Annotated in this window: 23 protein-coding genes; 10 read left to right on the top strand and 13 right to left on the bottom strand. The window is 63.7% G+C overall.

Annotated elements, in window-relative coordinates; translation table 11 throughout:
• Positions 1-8 precede the first annotated feature (8 nt).
• Positions 9-755 carry a glycerophosphodiester phosphodiesterase gene (locus UP06_RS33905; protein WP_045008052.1) on the bottom strand — a complete coding sequence of 249 codons (747 nt, stop codon included), beginning with the start codon at positions 753-755 and terminating at the stop codon, positions 9-11.
• Positions 756-760: 5 nt separating this feature from the next.
• Positions 761-1,228: a RidA family protein gene (locus UP06_RS33900; RefSeq protein WP_045008051.1), complete on the bottom strand. Its 468-nt coding sequence runs from the start codon at positions 1,226-1,228 to the stop codon at positions 761-763.
• Between the two features lie 252 nt (positions 1,229-1,480).
• Between UP06_RS33900 and UP06_RS33895 the strand changes: the two genes are divergently transcribed.
• Entirely contained in the window at positions 1,481-2,326 is an 846-nt protein-coding gene (locus tag UP06_RS33895; RefSeq protein ID WP_045008050.1) for a cell envelope integrity EipB family protein, read from the top strand.
• Positions 2,327-2,401: 75 nt separating this feature from the next.
• A complete protein-coding gene (locus UP06_RS33890) occupies positions 2,402-2,803 on the top strand; it encodes a RidA family protein (RefSeq protein WP_045008049.1) in 402 nt (133 codons plus the stop codon).
• A gap of 95 nt (positions 2,804-2,898) precedes the next feature.
• Here the strand turns inward: UP06_RS33890 and UP06_RS33885 are convergent, their stop codons facing one another.
• From UP06_RS33885 to UP06_RS33875, 3 genes are read right to left on the bottom strand one after another with little or no spacing between them, the layout of a single operon-like run.
• Entirely contained in the window at positions 2,899-3,306 is a 408-nt protein-coding gene (locus UP06_RS33885) for an ACT domain-containing protein (RefSeq protein ID WP_045008048.1), read from the bottom strand.
• A 12-nt stretch (positions 3,307-3,318) separates the two neighbouring features.
• Complete coding sequence (locus UP06_RS33880; RefSeq protein WP_045008047.1) at positions 3,319-4,608, bottom strand: DNA polymerase IV; 1,290 nt, start codon at positions 4,606-4,608, stop codon at positions 3,319-3,321.
• The gene (locus UP06_RS33875) at positions 4,605-4,916 is read right to left on the bottom strand and encodes a DUF3572 domain-containing protein (RefSeq protein ID WP_045008046.1); all 312 of its coding nucleotides are present in this window, start codon (positions 4,914-4,916) and stop codon (positions 4,605-4,607) included. Before UP06_RS33875 ends, UP06_RS33880 begins: the two co-directional genes overlap by 4 nt.
• A gap of 237 nt (positions 4,917-5,153) precedes the next feature.
• Between UP06_RS33875 and UP06_RS33870 the strand changes: the two genes are divergently transcribed.
• Both UP06_RS33870 and UP06_RS33865 read left to right on the top strand, forming a co-directional pair.
• Positions 5,154-5,519 carry a response regulator gene (locus UP06_RS33870; RefSeq protein ID WP_008566616.1) on the top strand — a complete coding sequence of 122 codons (366 nt, stop codon included), beginning with the start codon at positions 5,154-5,156 and terminating at the stop codon, positions 5,517-5,519.
• Between the two features lie 13 nt (positions 5,520-5,532).
• Positions 5,533-6,906: a PleD family two-component system response regulator gene (locus UP06_RS33865; RefSeq protein WP_045008045.1), complete on the top strand. Its 1,374-nt coding sequence runs from the start codon at positions 5,533-5,535 to the stop codon at positions 6,904-6,906.
• A 301-nt stretch (positions 6,907-7,207) separates the two neighbouring features.
• Here the strand turns inward: UP06_RS33865 and UP06_RS33860 are convergent, their stop codons facing one another.
• The gene (locus UP06_RS33860; RefSeq protein WP_045008044.1) at positions 7,208-7,816 is read right to left on the bottom strand and encodes a TetR/AcrR family transcriptional regulator; all 609 of its coding nucleotides are present in this window, start codon (positions 7,814-7,816) and stop codon (positions 7,208-7,210) included.
• Between the two features lie 141 nt (positions 7,817-7,957).
• On the opposite strand from UP06_RS33860, the gene UP06_RS33855 reads away from it, so the two are divergent.
• Complete coding sequence (locus tag UP06_RS33855; RefSeq protein WP_045008043.1) at positions 7,958-9,190, top strand: MFS transporter; 1,233 nt, start codon at positions 7,958-7,960, stop codon at positions 9,188-9,190.
• 59 nt (positions 9,191-9,249) lie between these two features.
• On the opposite strand, the gene UP06_RS33850 is transcribed toward UP06_RS33855, so the two are convergent.
• Together UP06_RS33850 and rpmG are read right to left on the bottom strand one after the other, a co-directional pair.
• The gene (locus UP06_RS33850; RefSeq protein WP_045008042.1) at positions 9,250-9,762 is read right to left on the bottom strand and encodes a hypothetical protein; all 513 of its coding nucleotides are present in this window, start codon (positions 9,760-9,762) and stop codon (positions 9,250-9,252) included.
• A gap of 232 nt (positions 9,763-9,994) precedes the next feature.
• Positions 9,995-10,162 (bottom strand): 50S ribosomal protein L33, encoded by a 168-nt coding sequence (rpmG, locus tag UP06_RS33845; protein ID WP_045008041.1) that lies wholly within the window; start codon positions 10,160-10,162, stop codon positions 9,995-9,997.
• 235 nt (positions 10,163-10,397) lie between these two features.
• Between rpmG and UP06_RS33840 the strand changes: the two genes are divergently transcribed.
• On the top strand, positions 10,398-10,664 hold the full coding sequence (locus tag UP06_RS33840) for a type II toxin-antitoxin system Phd/YefM family antitoxin (RefSeq protein WP_045008040.1): 267 nt from the start codon (positions 10,398-10,400) through the stop codon (positions 10,662-10,664).
• A 4-nt stretch (positions 10,665-10,668) separates the two neighbouring features.
• Positions 10,669-10,935, top strand: coding sequence for a Txe/YoeB family addiction module toxin (locus UP06_RS33835; RefSeq protein WP_045008039.1), 267 nt, complete (start codon positions 10,669-10,671; stop codon positions 10,933-10,935).
• A gap of 39 nt (positions 10,936-10,974) precedes the next feature.
• Here UP06_RS33835 and UP06_RS33830 read toward each other — a convergent pair whose 3' ends face one another.
• A complete protein-coding gene (locus UP06_RS33830) occupies positions 10,975-12,300 on the bottom strand; it encodes an LLM class flavin-dependent oxidoreductase (RefSeq protein ID WP_045008038.1) in 1,326 nt (441 codons plus the stop codon).
• Between the two features lie 231 nt (positions 12,301-12,531).
• Here UP06_RS33830 and UP06_RS33825 point away from each other — a divergent pair, with 231 nt between their 5' ends.
• Both UP06_RS33825 and UP06_RS33820 read left to right on the top strand, forming a co-directional pair.
• Positions 12,532-13,074, top strand: coding sequence for a hypothetical protein (locus UP06_RS33825; RefSeq protein WP_045008037.1), 543 nt, complete (start codon positions 12,532-12,534; stop codon positions 13,072-13,074).
• A 76-nt stretch (positions 13,075-13,150) separates the two neighbouring features.
• Entirely contained in the window at positions 13,151-14,509 is a 1,359-nt protein-coding gene (locus UP06_RS33820; protein WP_045008036.1) for a metallophosphoesterase family protein, read from the top strand.
• A 27-nt stretch (positions 14,510-14,536) separates the two neighbouring features.
• On the opposite strand, the gene UP06_RS33815 is transcribed toward UP06_RS33820, so the two are convergent.
• The 4 genes from UP06_RS33815 to topA are packed head-to-tail and all read right to left on the bottom strand — an operon-like array spanning position 14,537 to position 20,866.
• Positions 14,537-15,286: an NUDIX hydrolase gene (locus UP06_RS33815; protein ID WP_045008035.1), complete on the bottom strand. Its 750-nt coding sequence runs from the start codon at positions 15,284-15,286 to the stop codon at positions 14,537-14,539.
• A gap of 32 nt (positions 15,287-15,318) precedes the next feature.
• Positions 15,319-15,750: a DUF983 domain-containing protein gene (locus UP06_RS33810; protein WP_045008034.1), complete on the bottom strand. Its 432-nt coding sequence runs from the start codon at positions 15,748-15,750 to the stop codon at positions 15,319-15,321.
• Positions 15,751-15,752: 2 nt separating this feature from the next.
• Positions 15,753-18,101, bottom strand: coding sequence for a ribonuclease R (gene rnr, locus UP06_RS33805; protein ID WP_045008033.1), 2,349 nt, complete (start codon positions 18,099-18,101; stop codon positions 15,753-15,755).
• Positions 18,102-18,109: 8 nt separating this feature from the next.
• Positions 18,110-20,866, bottom strand: coding sequence for a type I DNA topoisomerase (gene topA / locus UP06_RS33800; protein WP_045008032.1), 2,757 nt, complete (start codon positions 20,864-20,866; stop codon positions 18,110-18,112).
• Between the two features lie 227 nt (positions 20,867-21,093).
• Here topA and UP06_RS33795 point away from each other — a divergent pair, with 227 nt between their 5' ends.
• A complete protein-coding gene (locus UP06_RS33795; protein ID WP_045008031.1) occupies positions 21,094-21,333 on the top strand; it encodes a hypothetical protein in 240 nt (79 codons plus the stop codon).
• The last annotated feature ends 71 nt before the right edge of the window (positions 21,334-21,404 follow it).

Here is a 21,404-nt window from a genome sequence, read left to right as displayed (position 1 = left end):
CATCAAGCCTACGGTACGAATCCCTCAAAGATCATCTGGTCGGCATATTGGCCAACCCGCGTCCGCTGCTCCGCCGTGCGCACGGTCCAGCCAAGCAGGGCGCAGCCGAACACGTTTCGGGCGATCCAGGGGGCGGGAGCTGGCAGATGGTCGACCTTGAAGGCGACGAAATGCGGCTGGGTCTGAAAGCCGTGGCGCAGGTACAGCATGCTGTCGCGCTGTTCCCTCGTCAGCTTCGCCCAGTACTCGTCCTCATAGCTCCGCTGCGCGACGATGCCGCGCGGGCGGGAGGGCAGCAGCTCGCGCAGCGCCAGTACCTGGTCGGGGTCGAAGGACATGCCGACCGCGCGGCCGCTGTACGTCGACAGCACGTCGGCCATCCGCTTCACCAGCTTGCGGTCGCCGTCAAAATGGCTCTTCACCTCGATCACCAGCGGCACGCGGCCGGCGACCATGGCGCAAAGGTCGGACAGCGACATCATTCGCTCATCCGTATCCCTAAACTTGAGGGTCTTCAGCGCTGCGGCGGTGCTCTCGACCAGCTCGCCAGTGGCTTCAGTGAGGCGGCCGAGCGCATGGTCGTGGTGGACCATGGCCTCGCCGTCGGCGGAGAGCTGGATGTCGACCTCGATGGAGAAATTGCCCGCGATCGCCGCCTGCACTGCGCCCGGCATGTTCTCCACGATACCACGCGAGATGTCATGCAGGCCGCGATGGGCGACCGGCCGCGCTGTCAGCCAATCCGGAGCGCGCATCGGCCTCAGGCGACCTCGAACACGCCTTCGACCTCGACCGCCGCATCCGCAGGCAGCGAGGCGACGCCGACGGTCGTGCGGGCGTGGCGACCCTTGTCACCGAAGGCCGCGACCATCAGGTCGGAGGCGCCGTTGAGCACCTTCGGCCCGTCCAGGAAGTCGGGCGCCGAGTTGATGAAGCCGCCAAGACGCACCACCCGCACGACCTTGTCGAGGTCGCCGAGCGCCGCCTTGACCTGGGCCAGCAGGTTGACGGCGCAGCCGCGCGCGGCCGCCGCGCCGTCTTCGAGCGAGACGCCGGCGCCCAGCTTGCCCTTGGCGATCAGCTTGCCGTCGGGCGCGAAACAGACCTGGCCGGAGACGAACAGCAAATTACCGGTGCGCACGAACGGCACGTAGTTGGCCACGGGGGTGGGGGCCTCGTGCAGCTTGATGCCCTGTTCAGCCAGTTTCTGTTCGACCGTGCCCGCCATCTTCGACCTCGTTGTCCCAAAATTCATCCGTCCCGGCGCGTCCGTTGGCGGCCGGGCGCGCCCTGTTTCGCCCATCGTGCCGCCACATGCAAGCAAGCCGGCAGGGCGGCGGGGGTGGCGGACCGGACTGCATTTTCCTGAGGCAGGACAGGAGGTTCAACGAAGAGGTGCAACTTTACGTGAAACCGCCGCAGTTGCGACGCAATGGAACGGTCATTAAAGTGTCGAATCTGCGCTTCCCAAGGGACAGACATGGTGCACCTTTTCCGGACTTCGCTCGGTGTGATGGCGCTCGCGGCGACCGCTTTCGGGGCAGGCGGCGGGGCTCACGCGGCCAGTGGTCCGTTTCTCTCGCACCAGGCGCTCTACGATCTGAGCCTCGTCAAATCGCGCTCCAATTCGATCAACAGCGCGCGCGGCCGCATCCTCTACAATTTCGCCGGCAGTAGCTGCGAAGGCTACACGTCGGAATTCCGCCAGGTCTCCGAGCTCGACAGCGGCGAGGGCAAGATCACACTCAGCGATCTCCGCTCCAATTCCTGGGAGGATGCGGCGGGGAAGAGCTACCGCTTCAAGATCGAGACGCGGATGAACGAGACCGAGGCTGGCCTGGTCGACGGCTCGGCGGAACGCGACGGCGACCACATCAACGTCAAGCTGAAGCTGCCTGAGCCGAAAAATTTCACCCTCGACGGCAAGGTCGTGTTCCCGACCGAGCAGATCCAGCGCATCATTGCCGCCGCCAAGGACGGCAAGCCGCTGCTGGAGCTCTCGGTCTACGACGGCTCCGACGACGGCCAGAAGGTCTACAACACGTTGACCGTGATCGGGCAACCGATCTCCGACGACCGCACCGCTTCGCCCGATCCGTCGACGTCGGATGAGCACATGAAATCGCTCAAGCGCTGGCCCGTCACCGTCAGCTATTTCGATCGCGAAGCCCAGCAGAAGGAAGGCGAGCAGACGCCGGTCTATGCGATGTCGTTCGAGCTCTACGAGAATGGCGTCTCCCGCCAGCTCGTGCTCGACTACAACGACTTTGTCATTTCCGGCGCGATGGGCAAATTCGACGTCAAGGACAGCAAGCCCTGTAATTGAGGGGCGAAACGTCTAGCCCTTGTCGCACTCTGCGGCTACGCTCGCTCCCAATCACAAATCTCCGGGAGCAAGCCCATGCCCAAGCTCGACCATCTCCGCCCCAGCGGCCTGCATCACAATCCGGCCTATTCCCACGTCGTCACCGCCACCGGCGCGCGCACCATCTACATCTCCGGGCAGGTCTCGGTGGACGAAGAGGGCCGGATCGTCGGCGAGGGCGATCTCGCCGCCCAGACCACGCAGGTGATGCAGAATCTCGGTCACGCGCTGAAGGCGGCCGGTGCGAGCTACGCTAATATCGTGAAGATCACGACCTTCGTCGTCGGCTACAAGCCCGAACTCCGCCCCATCATCGGCAAGGCCCGCTCCGTCTTCTTCGAAGGCATGGAGCCGCCCGCCAGCACGCTTGTCGGCGTCTCCGCACTCGCCGCGCCGGAATGGCTGATCGAGATCGAGGCGGTCGCGGTCGCGGATTAAGAGTTTGAACCGGTAGCCCGGATGGAGCGAAGCGTAATCCGGGAAACCTATAGCCGCGCATACACCGCCCCGGATTGCGCTTCGCTCCATCCGGGCTAAAGGCGCTTCGCTCTGGACATCTCTTGCAGGATGGCCATCGCTTCATCAGCCTTGTCCGCGGGCACAAAAAGATGGTCGTGATGGAAGGCCGAGACGGCGTTTACGCTGATGCCGGCTTCGGCAAGACGCGCCGTGATGGCCGCAAGAAACCCCACCGCATTGAGCGCGGAGTGAATTGTAAGGGTGATCAGGCGTGAGGCGAATGCGGTGCGTAATCCTGCCGCTTCGGCTTCTTCACGCAGGATTACCAGCGTCGTTCCTTCCTGCTCGCGAAACGTTAGTAGCGGACTGGTGCTTGCGGGAATGGGCTCGTTTGGCGGGATCATGCAGAATACGAAGATGCCCGGTCGCATCTCCGGTTTCATGTGTCTCAGCAGCGCATCGAGATCGCGTTCACCTGTCATGACTGCCGACGATCACTCCTCCGCCTTCTCCGGCCCCTCATACGCAATCCCCCGGATCACAGCGGCACTGCCGAACTTCTTGCGCAGACTGTCCACGGCGCGCTCGGCATGCGCGGCGCGGCGGTCGAGCATGTCGGTGTCGTCGGCGGGGGAACCCTCGCGCAGCGCGCTGACGCCGGCGCCCATCAGGCGGAAGGCAGTGCCGTCGATTTCCTTGGCCAGCATCTCGCGGCAGATCGCAAAAATCTTGGCGGCGAGCTGCGTGGGCGCTGCGATCGACTGCGAGCGCGTGCGCTGGCGGAAGTCGGCGGTCTTCAGCTTCAGCGTGACGGTCGAGCCCGCGAGCTCGCTGCTTTTGAGCCGCGACGACGTCTTCTCGCAGAGCCGCCACAGGATCTTCTCCAGCGTCGCGAAATCGCGAATGTCGGTCTCGAACGTGGTCTCGCTCGAAATCGTCTTGGCGCCGCGGTCGGCCTCGACGCGGCGGTCGTCGATGCCGCGCGCGAGCCGCCACAGCCTGCGGCCCTCACTCGGAAACTGCCGCATCATCTCGATCTCATCGGCCTTCTGAAGATCGGCGATGATGCGGAAACCCCGCTGCCCCAGGCGCTCCTGCGTTGCAGGCCCGACACCGAAAATGAAGCCGACCGGCTTCTCCGCCAGCATCGCGCGCGCTTCGTCCTGATCGAGCGCGGCAAAGCCGCGTGGCTTGTCGAGGTCGGAGGCGATCTTGGCGAGAAACTTGTTACAGGACAGGCCGACGGAAACGCTGATGCCGATGTCGCGCTCGATGTCTCGTGCGAACCGCGCCAGCACCTTTGCCGGGATCATGCCGTGGACACGCTCAGTACCGGAGAGATCGAGAAAGGCCTCGTCGATCGAGAGCGGCTCGACCAGCGGCGTCAGCGCCTGCATGGCCTGGCGTACCTCGCGCCCGACGCGGACATACTTTGCCATGTCCGGCCTGATCACCGTCGCATGCGGGCAGGCTTCCAACGCCCTATACATCGGCATCGCCGAGCGCACGCCGAAGGTGCGTGCGATGTAGCAGGCGGCCGACACCACGCCGCGTTTGCCGCCACCGATGATGACGGGCTTGTCGGCGATGTCTGGGTTGTCGCGCTTCTCGACCGTCGCATAGAAGGCGTCGCAGTCGATATGGGCGATGGTCAGCGTCGCGAGCGCGCGGTGGCGGACGAGGCGAGGGGAACCGCAGGCGGCACAGCGCCGCACGCCCATATCCAGATCGGCCAGACAATCCCGGCAGAAGCAGCGGGGCCCGGCCGGGTCGGGAGCGCTCACGGCACGTCGCGCTCCCAGGTGCGGTCGCCGAGCGCATCGCCCAGCACCTGCCGCGCTGCGGCAACGTTGGTCGGGTGCAGTTCCGCGGTGCTGGCAAACGCCTTCACGGTGGCGTCATCGCGCATCACGAAATCGAGCACGCTCAGCAGGAAATTCGGGTCGGAAGCAGCGTTCCGCAGAGTCTCCGGGCCGACACCTGTCTCAGCCAGGAACAGGCCCAGCCGCTCGGGATCGCCTGCGACGAAGGACAGCGCCTGAATCGCAACGATTTCAGCGACTTCGCGAGGGTTGTGAACAGGCTTTTTCACGGGCCCGGTTTGCCTTTCCGTTAACTTTCGGTGTCTACTTTGGATCATGCCCGAGTCTCGGCCTTGAGTCTTGCGACCCCAGACAAGCAACTGGAAACCACATCGCAGAAAGTGGGCCCTCGGGTTTAACGAAACTAGAGCGAATCTGAGGCTAGTTTGAATCCAGTTTTCGAAGCGCCGGCAATCGGCGCCTGAGGCGTCATATGTATTGCTCTCCTTGCCAGTCAGGAGGACAGGGTGGCTAAGACCGTCCTGATCGTGGAAGACAACGAGCTCAACATGAAGCTCTTCCGCGACCTGTTGGAGGCGCACGGCTACCAGACCTCGGGTACCAGCAACGGTTACGAGGCGCTCGACCTCGTTCGCAAGATGCGCCCCGATCTCGTGCTGATGGATATTCAATTGCCGCAGGTCTCGGGGCTCGAGGTGACGCGCTGGATCAAGGACGATCCGGAGCTGCGCGCCATTCCCGTCGTCGCGGTCACGGCCTTTGCGATGAAGGGCGATGAAGAGCGCATCCGCGAGGGCGGCTGCGAAGCCTATTTGTCCAAGCCGATCTCGGTCGGCAAATTCATTGAGACGGTCCGACGTTTCATCGGGTAGGGAGTGAGTTTCAGTGTCCGCGCGTATCCTGGTTGTCGATGACGTCCCTGCCAACGTCAAACTGCTCGAAGCCCGTCTCTCCGCCGAATATTTCGACGTGATGACCGCCTCGAACGGCACCGAGGCGCTGGCGATCAGCGCCCGTGCCGAATGCGACATCATCCTGCTCGACGTGATGATGCCCGACATGGACGGCTTCGAGGTTTGCCGCCGCCTGAAGACCGATCCCAACACCCACCACATCCCCGTCGTGATGGTGACCGCGCTCGACAGCCCCGCCGATCGCAATCGCGGGCTGGAAGCCGGTGCCGACGACTTTTTGACAAAACCCGTCTCCGACGTCGTGCTGATCGCGCGCGTGCGCTCGCTGACGCGGTTGAAGATGATGACGGACGAGCTGCGCATGCGCGCCATCACCTCGCTCGAGATCGGCATGCAGGCGCCCGAGCGCACGGCGGTCGCCGACACCGGCAAGGGCGGCCGTATTCTGCTGGTCGACGACCGCCAGTCCTCCTATGAGCGGCTCGCGGGCCTGCTCGCGGCCGAGCACACCGTCGACGTCGAGCCCAATCCGACGGAGGCGCTGTTCCACGCGGCCGAGGGCAATTACGATTTGCTGATCGTCTCGCTCGACCTCAACAATTTCGACGGGCTCAGGCTATGCAGCCAGGCGCGGTCGCTGGAGCGCACCCGGCACGTGCCGATCCTGGCGATCGCGGAGGCCGAGAACTCCACGCGGCTGCTCCGCGGCCTCGAGATCGGCGTCAACGATTACCTGCTGCGTCCCATCGACAAGACCGAGCTGCTGGCGCGCGTCCGCACGCAGATCCGCCGCCGCCGCTACACCGATCATCTGCGCGACAACGTGCAGAACTCGATCGAGATGGCGATCACGGACGCGCTCACCGGACTGCACAATCGCCGTTACATGGAAAGCCATCTGGCGACGCTGGCCGAGCAGGCCTCCACGCGCGGCAAGCCGCTCGCGCTGATGATCCTGGACATCGACTATTTCAAGTCGATCAACGACAATTACGGCCACGATGCCGGCGACGACGTGCTGCGCGAGTTCGCGGTGCGCGTGCGCAAATCGATCCGCGGCATTGATCTCGCCTGCCGCTACGGCGGCGAGGAATTCGTCATCGTGATGCCGGAGACCGATCTCCACGTCGCCGGCATGGTCGCCGAGCGCCTGCGCCGCTCGATCGCGGGCGAACCCTTTGCCGTCCACAAGGGCACCAAGCGCATCGAGGTCACGATCTCGATCGGCCTCACCACGCTGGAGCAGAAGGGCGAGGCGGTGGCCGACGTCCTCAAGCGCGCCGACACCGCGCTGTATCGCGCCAAGCATGACGGCCGCAATCGGGTGGTCTCGCACGCGGCGTAAAGGCTGGCGGCTTCACAAAAGTGCGAAAACAACCCCATGCACAGTAGCCGACGTTAGTCGGATCAACGGCTTATGCGGGAGCGAATGCTTCAGCAGAGCGGTTTGACTCGTCGGGCAAAACAGGCGCATTTTGGTATGATCGCGGATTGAGCTGAACACTGGGGCCTAACACTCAGTGTCGTCCCGGCGGAGGCCGGGACCCATAATCCCAGGGAGGGGTTGTGGCGCGAAACAGCTCACCACGAGTCTTCGCGAAATTGCTTTTCGTGGTTATGGGTCCCGGCCTTCGCCGGGACGACAACTAGTGTGACGCGCGCTTGCCTCGCTTCACTGCCGGCTTCACCGCATCCCCCATATCCACCCCAGCATTCCGCAACAGCACCGTCGCCGCTTCCTTCGCAGCCCGTGCCATCGCGGGGTCGTCGCGCACGAGATCCTGCGCGATCGAGCCGTCGACCAGCAGCACGAGCTGGGTTGCCAGCGCGTCCGCATCCGCAACACCGAGCTCGTTCAGCCGCTCGCGAAACCAGACGCGGCGGCTTTCCTTGAAGGCGATCGCGATCTTCTTCACCGCGCGGTCCGTAGGTCCAAGCTCGGCCACCGCATTCACGAACGGGCAGCCGCGAAAATCTTTTGCTGCAAAACGCCGCTCCAGCGAATCGAAGGTGGCAAGGATTTGCTCGGCCGGCGGCTTGTCGGACGGGCGCGCATGAACGAAGCGGCGCTCCAGATAGGCCGCGATCAGCGCGTCCTTGGACGGGAAGTGGTTGTAGAGCGTGCGCTTGGAGATGCCGATCTCGGCCGCGATGGTGTCGACGCCGATGGCGCGAATGCCTTGCAGATAGAACAGCTTGTCGGCGGTCTGGAGGATCCGCTCTTTCATCGTCTGTGGGGCGGGCGGGGGAGCCATGCGGCGGCGAGCATCCTGTTGGGCTTCTCTTGGCTTGACAGCGCCCGTCTCCTATAGACTAATTACACAGGTCTGTGTAACCAAAATCAACGCGAATTGCAGACGCCGGCACGCGTGCCGTGCCCACGAGGGAGAACAACAATGCCCCTGTTGCAGATCCTGCGTCCGACATTGCCCATCCTGATCGGCGCCTCCATCATGCTGACGCTGAGCATGGGGCTGCGACAGTCGCTCGGCATCTTCATGCAACCGCTGACGCACGACATCCATCTATCGGTGTCCGACTTTACGCTGGCACTCGCCGTGCAAAACCTCGCCTGGGGCTTTCTCCAGCCGCTCGCCGGCGCGATGACCACGCGCTACGGCTTCCGCCCGATCATGATGGTGGGCGCACTGATGTACATCGTGGGCCTCATCCTGATGGCGACCGCGAACGGGCTCGTCGCCATCATGATCGGCGCCGGCGTGCTGATTGGTACCTCGCTCGCCTGCACCGCGGCCGCGATCGCGATGTCGGTGGCGGCGCGCGCGGTGCCTGCGACCGTGCGCTCGACCGTGCTCGGCATCGTCTCCGGCGCGGGTTCGCTCGGCGCGCTGCTGTCGGCGCCGCTCGGGCAGATGCTCAATGAAGGATTCGGCTGGCGGGTCGGGCTCGCCGGCTTCGTGGTGATGTCGGTGCTGATGATTCCCGCGGCCTGGTACGCCGGCCGCGTTGACATGATTCCGCTGCCGAAGCCTGCGGCCGATGACATCGGCGATGCCACTGCCATGACTGCGGCCAAGACCGCGTTCGGCAACGCGTCCTTCGTGGTGATGACCTGCGCCTATCTCGTCTGCGGCATGCAGCTCGTGTTTCTCACCACGCATCTGCCGTCCTATCTCGCGATCTGCGGCCTCGATCCGATGCTGAGCGCGCAGACGCTCGGCATGATCGGCGGCTTCAACGTGCTGGGCTCGCTGTTCTTCGGCTGGGCCGGCCAGCGCTGGAACAAGCTCGCGCTGTTAGGGGGCATCTACATCTTCCGCTCGCTCGCGCTCGCCTGGTACTTCATGCTGCCGGCGACGCCCGCATCGACGCTGCTGTTCGGTGCGATCATGGGCTTCCTGTGGATGGGCGTCGGCCCGCTGGTCGCAGGCGCCGTCGCCGAGATGTTCGGCCTGCGCTGGCAGGCCATGATCCAGGGCCTCGCCTTCATGAGCCACCAGATCGGCAGCTTCCTCGGCGCGTACGGAGGAGGGGTGATCTACGACTCGCTAGGGTCATACACCATGGCGTGGCGCATCGGCGTCGCGTTGGGCTTGGCCGGCGGCATAGTGCAGGTGGCATTCGCGCTGATCCGGCCGTCGCAGCCGCCGGTGTTGCGGACGGCGTAGCTGGGGGCGCGCGCTAGCGTCAGCTTCGGGATGCGGGCTGACCGACGATCGCGCGCGTTCTAACCAGGAGGGGACAGCGAAGGCCACTGGTCGCTCGGGTTTGCGAAATTGGTTGAGGTAAAGCATTTCGAGAGAAGCCAGCGGTGCAGCAACGCCATGGGCGTCGCAACTATTGCGTAAGGGATACCCAGGATGACGGTTCCGACCGCCACTATTTCCAACGGTAGGATCAGGATCAATAAGGGGGTGATCTTCGAAGTGGGATCAGAAATCATTGAAACAAGACCGTCAACGAGCATTGATGACGCAATGATCATGCTGACGACACCATACGCCGCGCCGATGAGCTTCAACGTTTGGTGCCGCGAGTAGTCGCGTCGACGAAAGATGACCGCATACCAACACGCCGGATAAACAATCATGCCGGGGGATGCGAAGACCACAATCATTGCCAAGCCTGGGTGCTCGCCGCCAGACGCAGCAAGCAACACGACAAACATTCCAGCAAGCATCAATGCCGCAACGGCAAAGGCACTGATTACACCTGTCCAGAGGAGCCGGGTCGACCACATGGCACGGTACTCTCCGCCAAACGCGTAAACGAACCGTGCTCTGACAACTTAGGGATGTCTATTTCTGGGCCCAAAGCTGACATCGAGCCTCCGGATTCAACGTCGTCTTCCACGCGCATCGCGGACGCGACAATTCTCGCTCTCGCGCTCCGGACGCAGCGCATTCGGATCAAGCGCCCAAATAAAAACGGGGCCCAGAGGGCCCCGCAAAAGTCTTCAACGTTCCGCGATCTTACTTGATCTTGGATTCGCGGAATTCGACGTGCTTGCGCGCAACCGGATCGTACTTCTTCTTGACCAGCTTGTCGGTCATGGTGCGCGAATTCTTCTTGGCGACGTAGTAGAAGCCGGTGTCAGCCGAGGACACGAGCTTGACCTTGATGGTGACCGCTTTGGCCATGTTCAGGACCTCTGAAAATTAGGGGAATCTGGAGCCGGCCAAACGGCCCGCGTTGGCCGGCAACGTAGCCAGAAACCGCCTGATGTCAAGGTTTTTGGGCCCGAAAACCACTCAAATCGGCCCTTTCAGGCTTCAAAATAGCCGTAGCAGGACCTAAGTCTATCAGTCGCCCTTGTACGAGTTTCTGTACGTTGATATGTACGGTTGTCTGTACAAAAAGACTAGGACAATTGCCATGGCAAACGTCTCGTATACGGAGCTACGGAGCAACCTCGCGGCCTACATGGACCAGGTCTGCGACGATCGCGCCCCGCTCGTTGTCACCCGCCAGAACGCCCGTAGCGTGGTGATGATCTCGGAGGAAGAGTACGAGGGCCTTATCGAGACGGTTCATCTTCTCAAGAGCCCGGCCAACGCCGCGCGCCTTCTGCGCTCCATCAAGGAAGCCGATGAGGGCAAGCTGGTCGCGCGTGAATTGATCGAGCCCGGCTCGACCGGCTAGGCGCATGCTGATCGCCTGGACCGAGCTTGCCTGGCAGGACTATCTGCAATGGCAGACAGAGGACGAAAAGATCCTCACGGCCATCAACGATTTGATCAAGGACATCAAAAGAGATCCGTTCAGGGGGCTCGGGAAACCGGAGCCCCTCAAGCATGATCTGCGCGGTTGGTGGTCTCGCCGCATTACAGGCGAGCAACGATTGGTGTACCGCCTTCAGGGCAAGGATGACGGGCAGCAGCTCGTCATCGCCCAATGTCGATATCACTACTAAAACGTTTTGTTGGTTCGGTCGTCTTCGGCGTCAAAAATATTACGCCTCGAAGAACCGGTTTTTCGGCCGCGGCAGGCCCAGATTGTCCCTCAAAGTGGGCCCTTCGTACTCTTTGCGGAAAATCCCGCGGCGCTGGAGCTCCGGGACCACCTTGTCGACGAAATCGTCGAGGCCGGCGGGCAGGAACGGGAACATGATGTTGAAGCCGTCGGAGCCGCGGCCGACCAGCCATTCCTCCATCTGGTCGGCGATGGTTTTGGCCGTGCCGACGAAGGCGAGCCCGCCATAGCCGCCGACGCGCTGGGCGAGCTGGCGCACGGTGAGCTTGTCGCGGGCGGCGAGGTCGACCATGCGCTGGCGGCCGCTCTTGCTGGCGTTGGTCTCGGGGATTTCGGGGAGTGGGCCGTCGGGATCGAAGCCTGAGGCATCGGTGCCGAGGATGACGGAGAGCGAAGCGATGGCGCTGTCGTAGTGCACGCGGCTGTCGAGGAGGGCGCGCTTCTCCTTGGCTTCTTCGACGCTGTCGCCGACCACGACGAATGCGCCGGGCAGGATCTTGAGGTGCTCGGGGTCGCGGCCGACCTTCTCCATACGGCCCTTGATGTCGGCATAAAGCTTCTGGCCGTCGGCGAGGCTGCCGCCACCGGTGAACACGGCTTCCGCCGTCTCCGCCGCGAGCTGCCTGCCGTCCTCGGAGGCGCCGGCCTGCACGATCACCGGCCAGCCCTGCACGGGACGGGCGATGTTGAGGGGGCCGCGTACCCTGAGATATTTGCCCTGGTGGTCGAGCACATGCATCTTGGAGGGATCGACGAACAGGCCGCTTTCGACATCGCGGACGAAGGCGTCGTCGGCGAAGGAATCCCACAAGCCCGTGACCACGTCATAGAATTCGCGGGCGCGCTTGTAACGCTCGGCGTGCTCCATGTGGTCGTCGAGGCCGAAATTCAGCGCGGCGTCCGGGTTCGAGGTGGTGACGATATTCCAGCCCGCACGGCCGCCGCTGAGATGGTCGAGCGAGGCGAAGCGCCGCGCCACGTGATAGGGCTCGTCAAAGGTGGTCGAGCCCGTTGCGATCAGGCCGATCCGCTCAGTGACGGCGGAGAGCGCCGACAGCAGCGTGAACGGCTCGAACGACGTCACGGTGTGGCTGCGCTTGAGCGCATTGACCGGCATGTTCAGCACGGCGAGGTGATCCGCCATGAAGAAGGCGTCGAACTTGCCGGCCTCGAGCTTCTGGATCAGCGTCTTGATGTGACCAAAATTGAAATTGGCGTCCGGCCAGGCCCCGGGATAGCGCCAGGCGCCGGTGTGGATGCTGATCGGGCGCATGAACGCGCCAAGCTTGAGTTGCCGTTGTGCCATCGCCCCGTATCCGTTCTGGGTGTCGTTAGAGAAGACATAGGAACGCCGCGAAACTCTGCCATCGGGCGGGGCAGGAACATTTTTTCGTTTTTCGATGCGTCCTCAGCACATTCGCGTCATTCCGGGCCCGCGCCGGAGGGGCGCGCCGCGGAATGACGGAGGAGAGGCCCTCGAACCATTCAGCTGCTCGACCCGACCAAGCCATGAACTCGGCCCGTGAGGAAACGTGACATGGCAGGTGCAATGACCGTGGATGGCAGTACCGTCCGCATCGACCGGCCGATGCCCTGGATCGGCCGGCTGCTGTCGCTGCCGCTCTTGGCGGCAAGCGCCTATCTGCTCTGGAATGTCGCCCTCGGCCTGCGCCAGGATTTTTCCGGCTTCGGCCGGCTCGCCGACGATCTCGTGCCGGTGCTGGTGTTCACGGCCCTCGGGCTGCTCGTCGGCATACCCGGCTTTATCCTGCTGACGTTTCGCACTTTCGTCGTGCTCAACGAGACGCTGCGCCAGATCGTCATCACCAGGCAGTTTGGCCCGCTCAATATTCGCAAGCGCCGCAATCTCGCCGACTATCACTTCATCAGCATCACCGACGACTACGATCCGGAGCTGACGGCCTATGATGTCAATCTCTGCGGCAACAAGGGCACCGAGCCGATCACGCTGATGAGCTTCACCACGCGCGAGGAGGCGGACAAGTTGGCGAATGAAATCGGCCATGTCCTCAAGCTGCCGGCGCGCGACTATGTCGGCACCGAGCCGGACGCGGACTGATCAAGCCTGGCCGCGACCTGTTGCTCCCAGTTGCCAAAATTGCCATCCTTGCGGCCGGACACCGCAATGGAAGGCCATGACCTCAACGAATCATTCTATCCCCGCGATTCTGCCGCGCGGCAAGGGCCATCAGTTTGTCTTGTATGGCGACTCCTGCTCCGGCGTGCCGGGTGCATTGCACGAAAGGACCTTCGCCTCGGTCAACGCTGTCGTTCAACGCCTGAGACCGCAGCCTGAATTCATTCTGTTTCCGGGCGACGAGATCATCGGACTGACGCCGGACCCAGACGCTCTGCGCGCGCAGTGGCGCTATTGGCTGGATACGGAAATGGCCTGGCTCGACCGAGCAGCCATTCCGATGTGGCACACAACCGGCAATCACACGACCTATGACGTGATGAGCGAGGCGGTGTTTCGCGCCGCTCTGGACCTGCCGGACAATGGGCCGCCGGGGCAGACTGGTCTTTCCTACTTCGTGCGGCGCGGCGACCTCCTGATGGTATTCGTCAACACGCTCTGGAGCGGCCTTGGCGGTGAGGGCCATGTTGAGCTCGCGTGGCTGGAAGCCACGCTGAGAGAAAATGCTGACGCGCGGCATAAGCTCGTCCTCGGTCATCACCCGGTATTTCCCATCAACGGCTTTACGGGGACGTATCAGCGCGAGATCGGCCACGAATACGCGCGCCCGTTCTGGGACATTCTGGTGAACGAGAACGTGCTTGCCTATTTGTGCAGCCATATCCTCGCCTTCGATGTGCAGGCGCATCGCGGCGTCCTGCAGATTTGCACGGCGGGCGCGGGAACGGCTCACAGGATGCCGGAAGGTGTCGAATATCTGCATTGCGTTCAGGCCGCGCTCGACGAGCAAGGTCTGCGCTATCAGGTGCTCGATACCGACGGCGTAGCGAGGGAGAGGATTGAGTGGCCGCTGCGTGATCCTGATCCCGCCGGCTGGAAAGAGCTGCCGTTCGGAGATGTCGCAGCGCCGTTTAGCGGGTGTGTGCAGAGCGGACGTCGGATCGAGTTGAGACTATTGGGGCAAAGCGCCGCGACCGATGTGGCGTCAGCCCAGACGATTTTGACGGCCTTCGCGCCTGGTTCGATCGCGCCGTTCTGGCTCGGGCTCCGGGGACCGAAGCAAACTCTGACAGCCATCGTTGGCCGTCAGCCGGGGCGCAGTCCGTCCTATTGGTTTGGACCTGATCTTCCAGCATGCGCCGGTTTCGACATTGACGTGACGATCTATCCGGATATGGGTCCCGGCGGTCTCCTGTACCGCCATCATGACTCCGGCCGTTGGTCGTCCTTCACCTCCGCGTCGGCGCAAGGGCTGGACCAGCTTTCGTGGCCCCGGCATTGGGCTATCGGCCACGGACAAGGCGGCAGCGAAGACCGCGCCTTCAGAGGTGCCGCGCTGAGTTTGCTGATCGCGTGAGCGGGCTTCAAGACATCGGCGGCTGGATCAGCTCAGAATATCCTTCTGCATCGTGCCGCTGTAGAAATGGTAGAACGGCACGGGCGCATCGTGGCGGAGCGGGCCGGTGGCAAGGCGCGTGTCGAGCTCGTTGAGCACGTTGCGTGTCATCGGATGCAAATCGGCGAGCGGCTTTGAGCCGAGCTCGACCCAGACCAGTTCGACGAGCTCCGCATCCGCGTGGATCACACCCTCGACGCGGTGGGTGATCGCTGAAGCATCCGCCGTGAAGAAGCGCGTGTCGAAGCGCTTGACGCGGCCGGGCGGGGTGATTGCGCGTGCGATCAGGAACAGGCTGGACGGATCGGGCAAAAGGCCGGCATCCGCGAACGGCTTCCAGTTGCCCTCAAGCTTGGGTGCCTTGCCCTCAATCTTGCGCCCGAGGCAAAGGCCGGTCTCCTCGCAGGCCTCGCGGATCGCGGCAATGGCGAGTGATTTTGCGCGTGAAGGCGGCGTCCTCGGACTGCCCTTGGCGAGATTGGCTTCCAGCTCGGATGTGATGGGTGCTGCGACCGGCACGCGATAGTCGGTCTTGTCGACGCGGCCGCCGGGGAAGACGAATTTTCCTGGCATGAACACCACCTTGTCGTGGCGCTTGCCGACCAGCACTTTTGGGATCGCACCGCTGCGATCGACCAGGATCAGCGTCGCGGCATCCCGGGGACGGAAATAGGGATGGTGATCGGCTTCCTTGCCTTCGTGGATCTTTGCCTTTTCCGCCTGCGCCGTGCCCGTCATGTCCTCACCCAAACCGCTTTTGTTTATTTTGCTTACACCGGCGGAATACCATCCGGAGGGCTGTCGTCAAAGCCGTGCATGCGCAGAGCCCATTGCAATCCGACCACGGCGCCCTTGACCGGCTGGAGCAGTCCGAGCGAGGCGACGAATGTGAACGGCAGATAGGCGGCAAAGCTGATCCAGACCGGCGTGGTGTAGTTGGTCTCGATCCAGAGGATGGTCGGCACGGTGATGTGGCCGACGATGACGATTACAAGATAGGCGGGCAAATCATCCGCGCGATGCGGCGTGAAATCGAGGCCGCAGGCCGAACAATTGTCCGCCGTTTTCAGGAAGGCGCGGAACAATTTTCCCTGGCCGCAGCGCGGGCAGCGGCCGCGAAAGCCGCGCCTCATCGCAGCCCAGAGGTCGCGCTTCTCGACGAGGCCGGTCTCGCGCGTCCAGACTTTTGGGACCGTGTTCATCGCTACCACGCCTTGCCTTTTGCGCCTTTACCTTTTCCTTTGTTCTTCTTGCCCTTGCCGGGCTTCTTTTGCTTCGCAGGCTTGTGCTTCTTCGCCGGACTGCGTCCGGGATGCGCCTTGAACGAGGGGCGGCGTTGCGGACCGGATGGCCTGCGGCCCCGCGGCGCGGTCTCACCGGTCGAGGACAGCAGCTCGAAGCGCAGCGCGCCCGCGATGGGAGCTGCTTCTATCAGACGGACGTCAACGACGTCACCCAGCTGATGCATGGTGCCGCTGCGCGTGCCGACCAGCGCGTGGCGGCCCTCGTCATAGTTGAAATATTCCGTGCCAAGGGATCGGATCGGGATCAGGCCGTCGGCGCCGGTCTCGGCAAGCTTGACGAACAGGCCCGCGCGCGTGACGCCGGAGACGCGGCCCTGGAAGGTCGCGCCGATACGGTCGGCGAGATGATGCGCGATCAGCCGGTCGACGGTCTCGCGCTCCGCCTTCATCGCGCGCCGCTCGGTCACCGAGATGTGGGCTGCGACCTCGCCGAGGCTTTCCGGCGTCTCGCTGTCGGGCAGGGCGCCTTCGCCAAGGCCGAGGGCGCGGACCAGGGCGCGGTGCACGACCAAGTCGGCGTAACGGCGGATCGGCGAGGTGAAATGCGCGTAGCGGCGCAAATTCAGTCCGAAATGACCGTAATTCTCAGCGGAATATTCGGCTTGCGCCTGGGCGCGCAGTACGACCTCGCTGACCAGCGGGAAATGGTCGTGGCCTTCGAGCTGTGCCAGCACGCGATTGAACAGCGCGGGGCGCAACGCGCCTGTCTTCGCGAAGGGCACGTCGAGCGTCTGCAAAAATTCTGCCAGCGCGTGGACCTTCTCCAGCGTCGGCTCGTCATGCACGCGGTAGATCAGCGGCAGCGACTTCTTCTCGAGCATTTCCGCCGCCGCGACGTTGGCGAGGATCATGAATTCTTCGATCAGCTTGTGCGCATCAAGCCGCTCCGGGACGACGACGCGGTCGACCGTGCCGTCGCTCTTCAGCAGGATTTTTCGTTCGGGCAGATCGAGATTGAGCGGATCGCGCTCGTCGCGGGCGCGCTTGACGCAGGCATAGGCGGCGTAGAGCGGCCTCAGGATGGGATCGAGCAGGGGGCCGGTGGTGTCGTCCGGCCGGCCATCGATCGCGGCCTGCGCCTGTGCGTAGTTCAGTTTCGCTGCCGACCGCATCAGGATGCGGTGAAAACTGTGCGAGCGTTTGCGCCCGTCCGGGGCAATGATCATCCGCACCGCCAGCGCGCCGCGCGGCTCGCCCGGTACCAGCGAGCAGAGATTGTTGGAGATCCGCTCGGGCAGCATCGGCACGACGCGGTCCGGGAAATAGACCGAGTTGCCGCGGTCGAGCGCATTGCGGTCGAGCGCGGTGCCCGGCCGCACGTAGAAGCTGACGTCCGCAATGGCGACATCGACGATGAAGCCGCCCTTGTTGTTCGGATCGGGATCGGGCTGCGCATGCACTGCGTCGTCGTGATCCTTCGCATCCGGCGGATCGATGGTGACGAGCGGCACGTCGCGCCAGTCCTCGCGTCCCCTGAGATTGGCCGGCTCTGCCGCCTCGGCCTCGCGTTCGGCTGCGGGGGAGAATTGCAGCGGAATGTCATGGGCGTAGATCGCGATCAGGCTGATCGCCTTCTCGGACTTGACCGAGCCGAGCTTCTCCTTGACGCGGCCTGAGGCCAGGCCAAAGGCGCGCGAGCGGACGATGTCGACGCTGACGAGGTCGCCGTCCTGCGCGCCGTGCGTCTCGGCCGCTGCGATATTCATCTCGCGGTCGGCGGACTTCTTGTCGACCGGGATCAGCCGTCCGCCGCCTTCGGGCAGGCTGCGGAACACGCCGAGGATGCGGCTCTTGGCCTTGTCGAAGACCTTGATGATGTGGCCGCGATAGGCCGGACCTTCGCCCTCATCCGAGCGCTCGACGCGCAGCAGCGCGCGATCGCCGATTCCGGCCGCGGTGCCAGGCTTTGGCCGGCGCGGCATGACGATGAGGATTTTTGGCGGCTCGCCGCCTTCGACCTCGTCCCATTCGGTGGGGGAGGCGATCAGCTCGCCGTCAGCGTCGCGCCCGGTGATGTCGGCGACCAGCGTCGGCGGCAGGCTGTCGGGCTCTGAAATGGTGTGGCGTTTTTTCTTGACGAGGCCGTCGTCGGCGAGCTCGCGCAGCAGGCGCTTGAGCTCGATGCGGTCGGCGTTCTTCAGGCCGAACTCGCGCGCGATTTCGCGGGTTCCGACCTTTCCGGGATTTGCCTTGATGAAGGCGACGATGGCATCCCTGTCAGGAAAGCCATGGTCATTCTTGCGTTTCACTTAACCTCTTAAGTCGTGCCGGCACTCTTCTTGGCCGGAGCTTTGGCGGCAGCCGCCTTGGTCGGCGACGTCTTGACTGCTGAAGTCTTGGCGGTCGACGACACGGCTGCGCGCGCCTTGCTGGTGGATTCTGATTTGGTTTTGGCCGCGGCTTTCTTCGCGGCCGGTTTCTTCGGTTTTGGCGCGGCGTCCTCGCCAGCGGCGGATTTGGTTGCCTTCGCCTTCTTTGCCGGCTTGGCGGCCTTCTTGGGCTTGCCGCCACCCTTGGCCGCGCGCTCGTCGATCAGTGCGATCGCCTGCGGCAGCGTGACGGTGTCCTTTTCGAACTCGGCAGGGATCGTCGCGTTGACGCCGCCCGCCGTGACATAGGCGCCGTAACGGCCGCTCTTCACGGTGACGGTGCCGAGTGTCGGGTGATCGCCGATGGCCTTGCCGGGGTCGGCGCCGAAGCGGCGGCTCGGGCCCTTCAAAACCTTCTCGGCAATCAGCGTCACGGCGCGGTTGAGACCGATGTCGAACACCTCGTCACCAGCCTCTAAGCTGGCATAGGTTTTCTCGTGCTTCACGAACGGGCCGAAGCGGCCGAGGCCGGCGGTGATCGGCTCACCGGTTTCCGGATGCTTGCCGATCTCGCGCGGCAGCGACAACAGTTTCAGCGCAAGCTCAAGCTCGACATCGCCGGGCGAGGTGCCCTTCGGGATGCCGGCGCGCTTCGGCTTCTCGCCTTCCGCATAATCCTTCTGCTCGCCGAGCTGGATGTAGGGACCAAACCGGCCGGCCTTGACCCAGACATCGCGACCGGTGTCGGGATCCTGGCCGAGCGAGCGATCGGCGCTGGCCTCGCCGTCGGCGGCGAGCTGACGGGTGTAGCGGCATTCCGGATAGTTCGAGCAGCCGACGAAGGCGCCGAACTTGCCGGCCTTCAGATTGAGCCGACCATTGCCGCAGCTCGGGCACTGCCTGATGTCGCCGCCATCGGTGCGAGGCGGATAAATGTGCTGTCCGAGCATCCCGTCGAGCACATCGAGCACCTGCGCGACGCGCAGATCCTTGATCTCGTCGACGGCGCCGATGAAGCCGGTCCAAAAGTCCTTCAGAACCTGCTGCCAGGAGATTTCGTTGTTGGAGACGCGATCGAGCTGCTCTTCCAGATTGGCGGTGAAATCGTATTCGACGTAGCGCGCGAAGAAGCTCTCGAGGAATGCGACCACGACGCGGCCCTTGTCCTCGCCATGCAGGCGCTTCTTTTCCAGCTTGACGTAGCCGCGGTCCTTCAGGACCTGGAGGATCGAGGCATAGGTCGAGGGCCGGCCGATGCCGAGCTCTTCCATGCGCTTGACCAGCGATGCCTCGGAGAAACGCGGCGGCGGCTCGGTGAAGTGCTGGGTGACGGCGAGCGACTGCCGCTTCAGCGCGTCGTTCGGGCTCATCGCCGGCAGGCGGCGGGAATCCTCGTCCTCCTCGTCGTCGCGACCTTCCTGGTAGAGCGCCAGAAAACCGTCGAACTTGACGACCTGGCCGGTGGCGCGCAGGTCGAGCGTGCGTCCGCCAACCTTCGCCGTGATGTCGACCGTGGTGCGCTCCAGCTCGGCCGATTCCATCTGGCTGGCGATGGTGCGCTTCCAGATCAGCTCGTAGAGCCGGGCCTGATCAGAATCGAGCTTGCGGCTCATGCTGTCGGGCCGGCGCGACATGTCGGTCGGGCGGATCGCTTCGTGCGCTTCCTGGGCGTTCTTGGCCTTGGCCTGGTACTGGCGCGGGGCCTCCGGCACGTAGGCGTTGCCGCAATCCTCGCCGATCACCTTGCGCGCCTGGGTGATCGCGGACGGATCGATCTGCACGCCGTCGGTACGCATATAAGTAATGAGTCCGGTGGTCTCGCCGCCGATGTCGATGCCTTCATAAAGCCGCTGCGCGATGCGCATCGTGTGCGCCGGCGCAAAGCCGTATTTGCGGCTGGCTTCCTGCTGCAGCGTCGAAGTGGTGAAGGGCGCCTGCGGATTGCGCCGGGCAGGCTTCGCATCGACCGTGGTCACCGCGTAGGCGGCGGCTTCGAGCGCCTTCTTGAAGTCTTCGGCTTCGGCACCGGTGCCGATGTCGAGACGCTGGATCTTCTTGCCGTCGGCACCGACCAGGCGGGCCTCGAACGCGTCGCCGCGCGGCGTCAGCAGGGTCGCGATCAGCGACCAATATTCGCGGGCAACGAACTTCTCGATCTCGAGCTCGCGGTCGCAGACCAGCCGTAGCGCCACCGACTGCACACGGCCGGCGGAGCGGGCACCGGGCAGCTTGCGCCACAGCACGGGGGAGAGGGTGAAGCCGACCAGATAGTCCAGCGCGCGGCGCGCCATGTAGGCGTCGACCAGCGCGCCGTCGATCTGGCGCGGATGCTTCATCGCGTCCGTGACCGCCTGCTTGGTGATGGCGTTGAACACCACGCGCTCGATCTTGTGGTCCTTGATCGCACGCTTCTCTTTCAGCACCTCCAGCACGTGCCAGGAGATGGCTTCGCCCTCGCGATCAGGGTCGGTGGCGAGAATCAGGCGGTCGGCGCCCTTCAGGGACTTGGCGATGTCATTGAGCCGGCCGGCCGCCTTGGGATCGATCTCCCAGATCATCTTGAAATTGGCGTCAGGATCGACGGAGCCGTTCTTCGCCGGCAAGTCCCGGACATGGCCGAACGAGGCCAGAACCTCGTAGGACGAGCCCAGATACTTGTTGATCGTCTTGGCTTTCGCCGGCGACTCCACAATGACGATATTCATATAGTTCCAGTGACTTACGGGGAAATTTGGGGCCGAATTCGACAAGATTCGGGTCGGCCCTTTCGACCCGAACATGGGTGGTGAGGCCCCCGCTGTCAAATCGAGGGGTGTTGAAGGCCCGCGGAATGGGAAAAGTTTCATATCGAGAAAGTTGTAAATTACCACCTTGGAGTTGCGATTGATGTAGGCGTACAGTTCCACCGGGGCATGGATTCGGGTGGGGTCTGGTGACAAAGCCAGGAAAGAAACGGGCGCGCGCCGCATCAGGCGTGGCGGGAGGCTCGCGCAACGAGGAACCGGGGGAGGGCGGGGCGGATGAGGCGGTTGCCTTCATCGCCGAGCAGACAGCCGCGCTGCGCAAGCTCGCCGAGCGCCACAAGCTGGACGTGTTGCATTATCTCCTGGGCATGACGCAGCTCGAGGCCGACGAGCATCTGAGACTGCGGACCAAGCGGAAGTTGTCGTGAGCTCTTCTGTCGTCCCGGCGAAGGCCGGGACCCATACCGCGGAGTCCATCGACCTGAACGCGGTGCCAATC

The organism is Bradyrhizobium sp. LTSP857, assembly GCF_000938285.1.
GTDB lineage: Bacteria > Pseudomonadota > Alphaproteobacteria > Rhizobiales > Xanthobacteraceae > Bradyrhizobium.
This window is presented reverse-complemented; position numbering and strand designations above follow the sequence as displayed.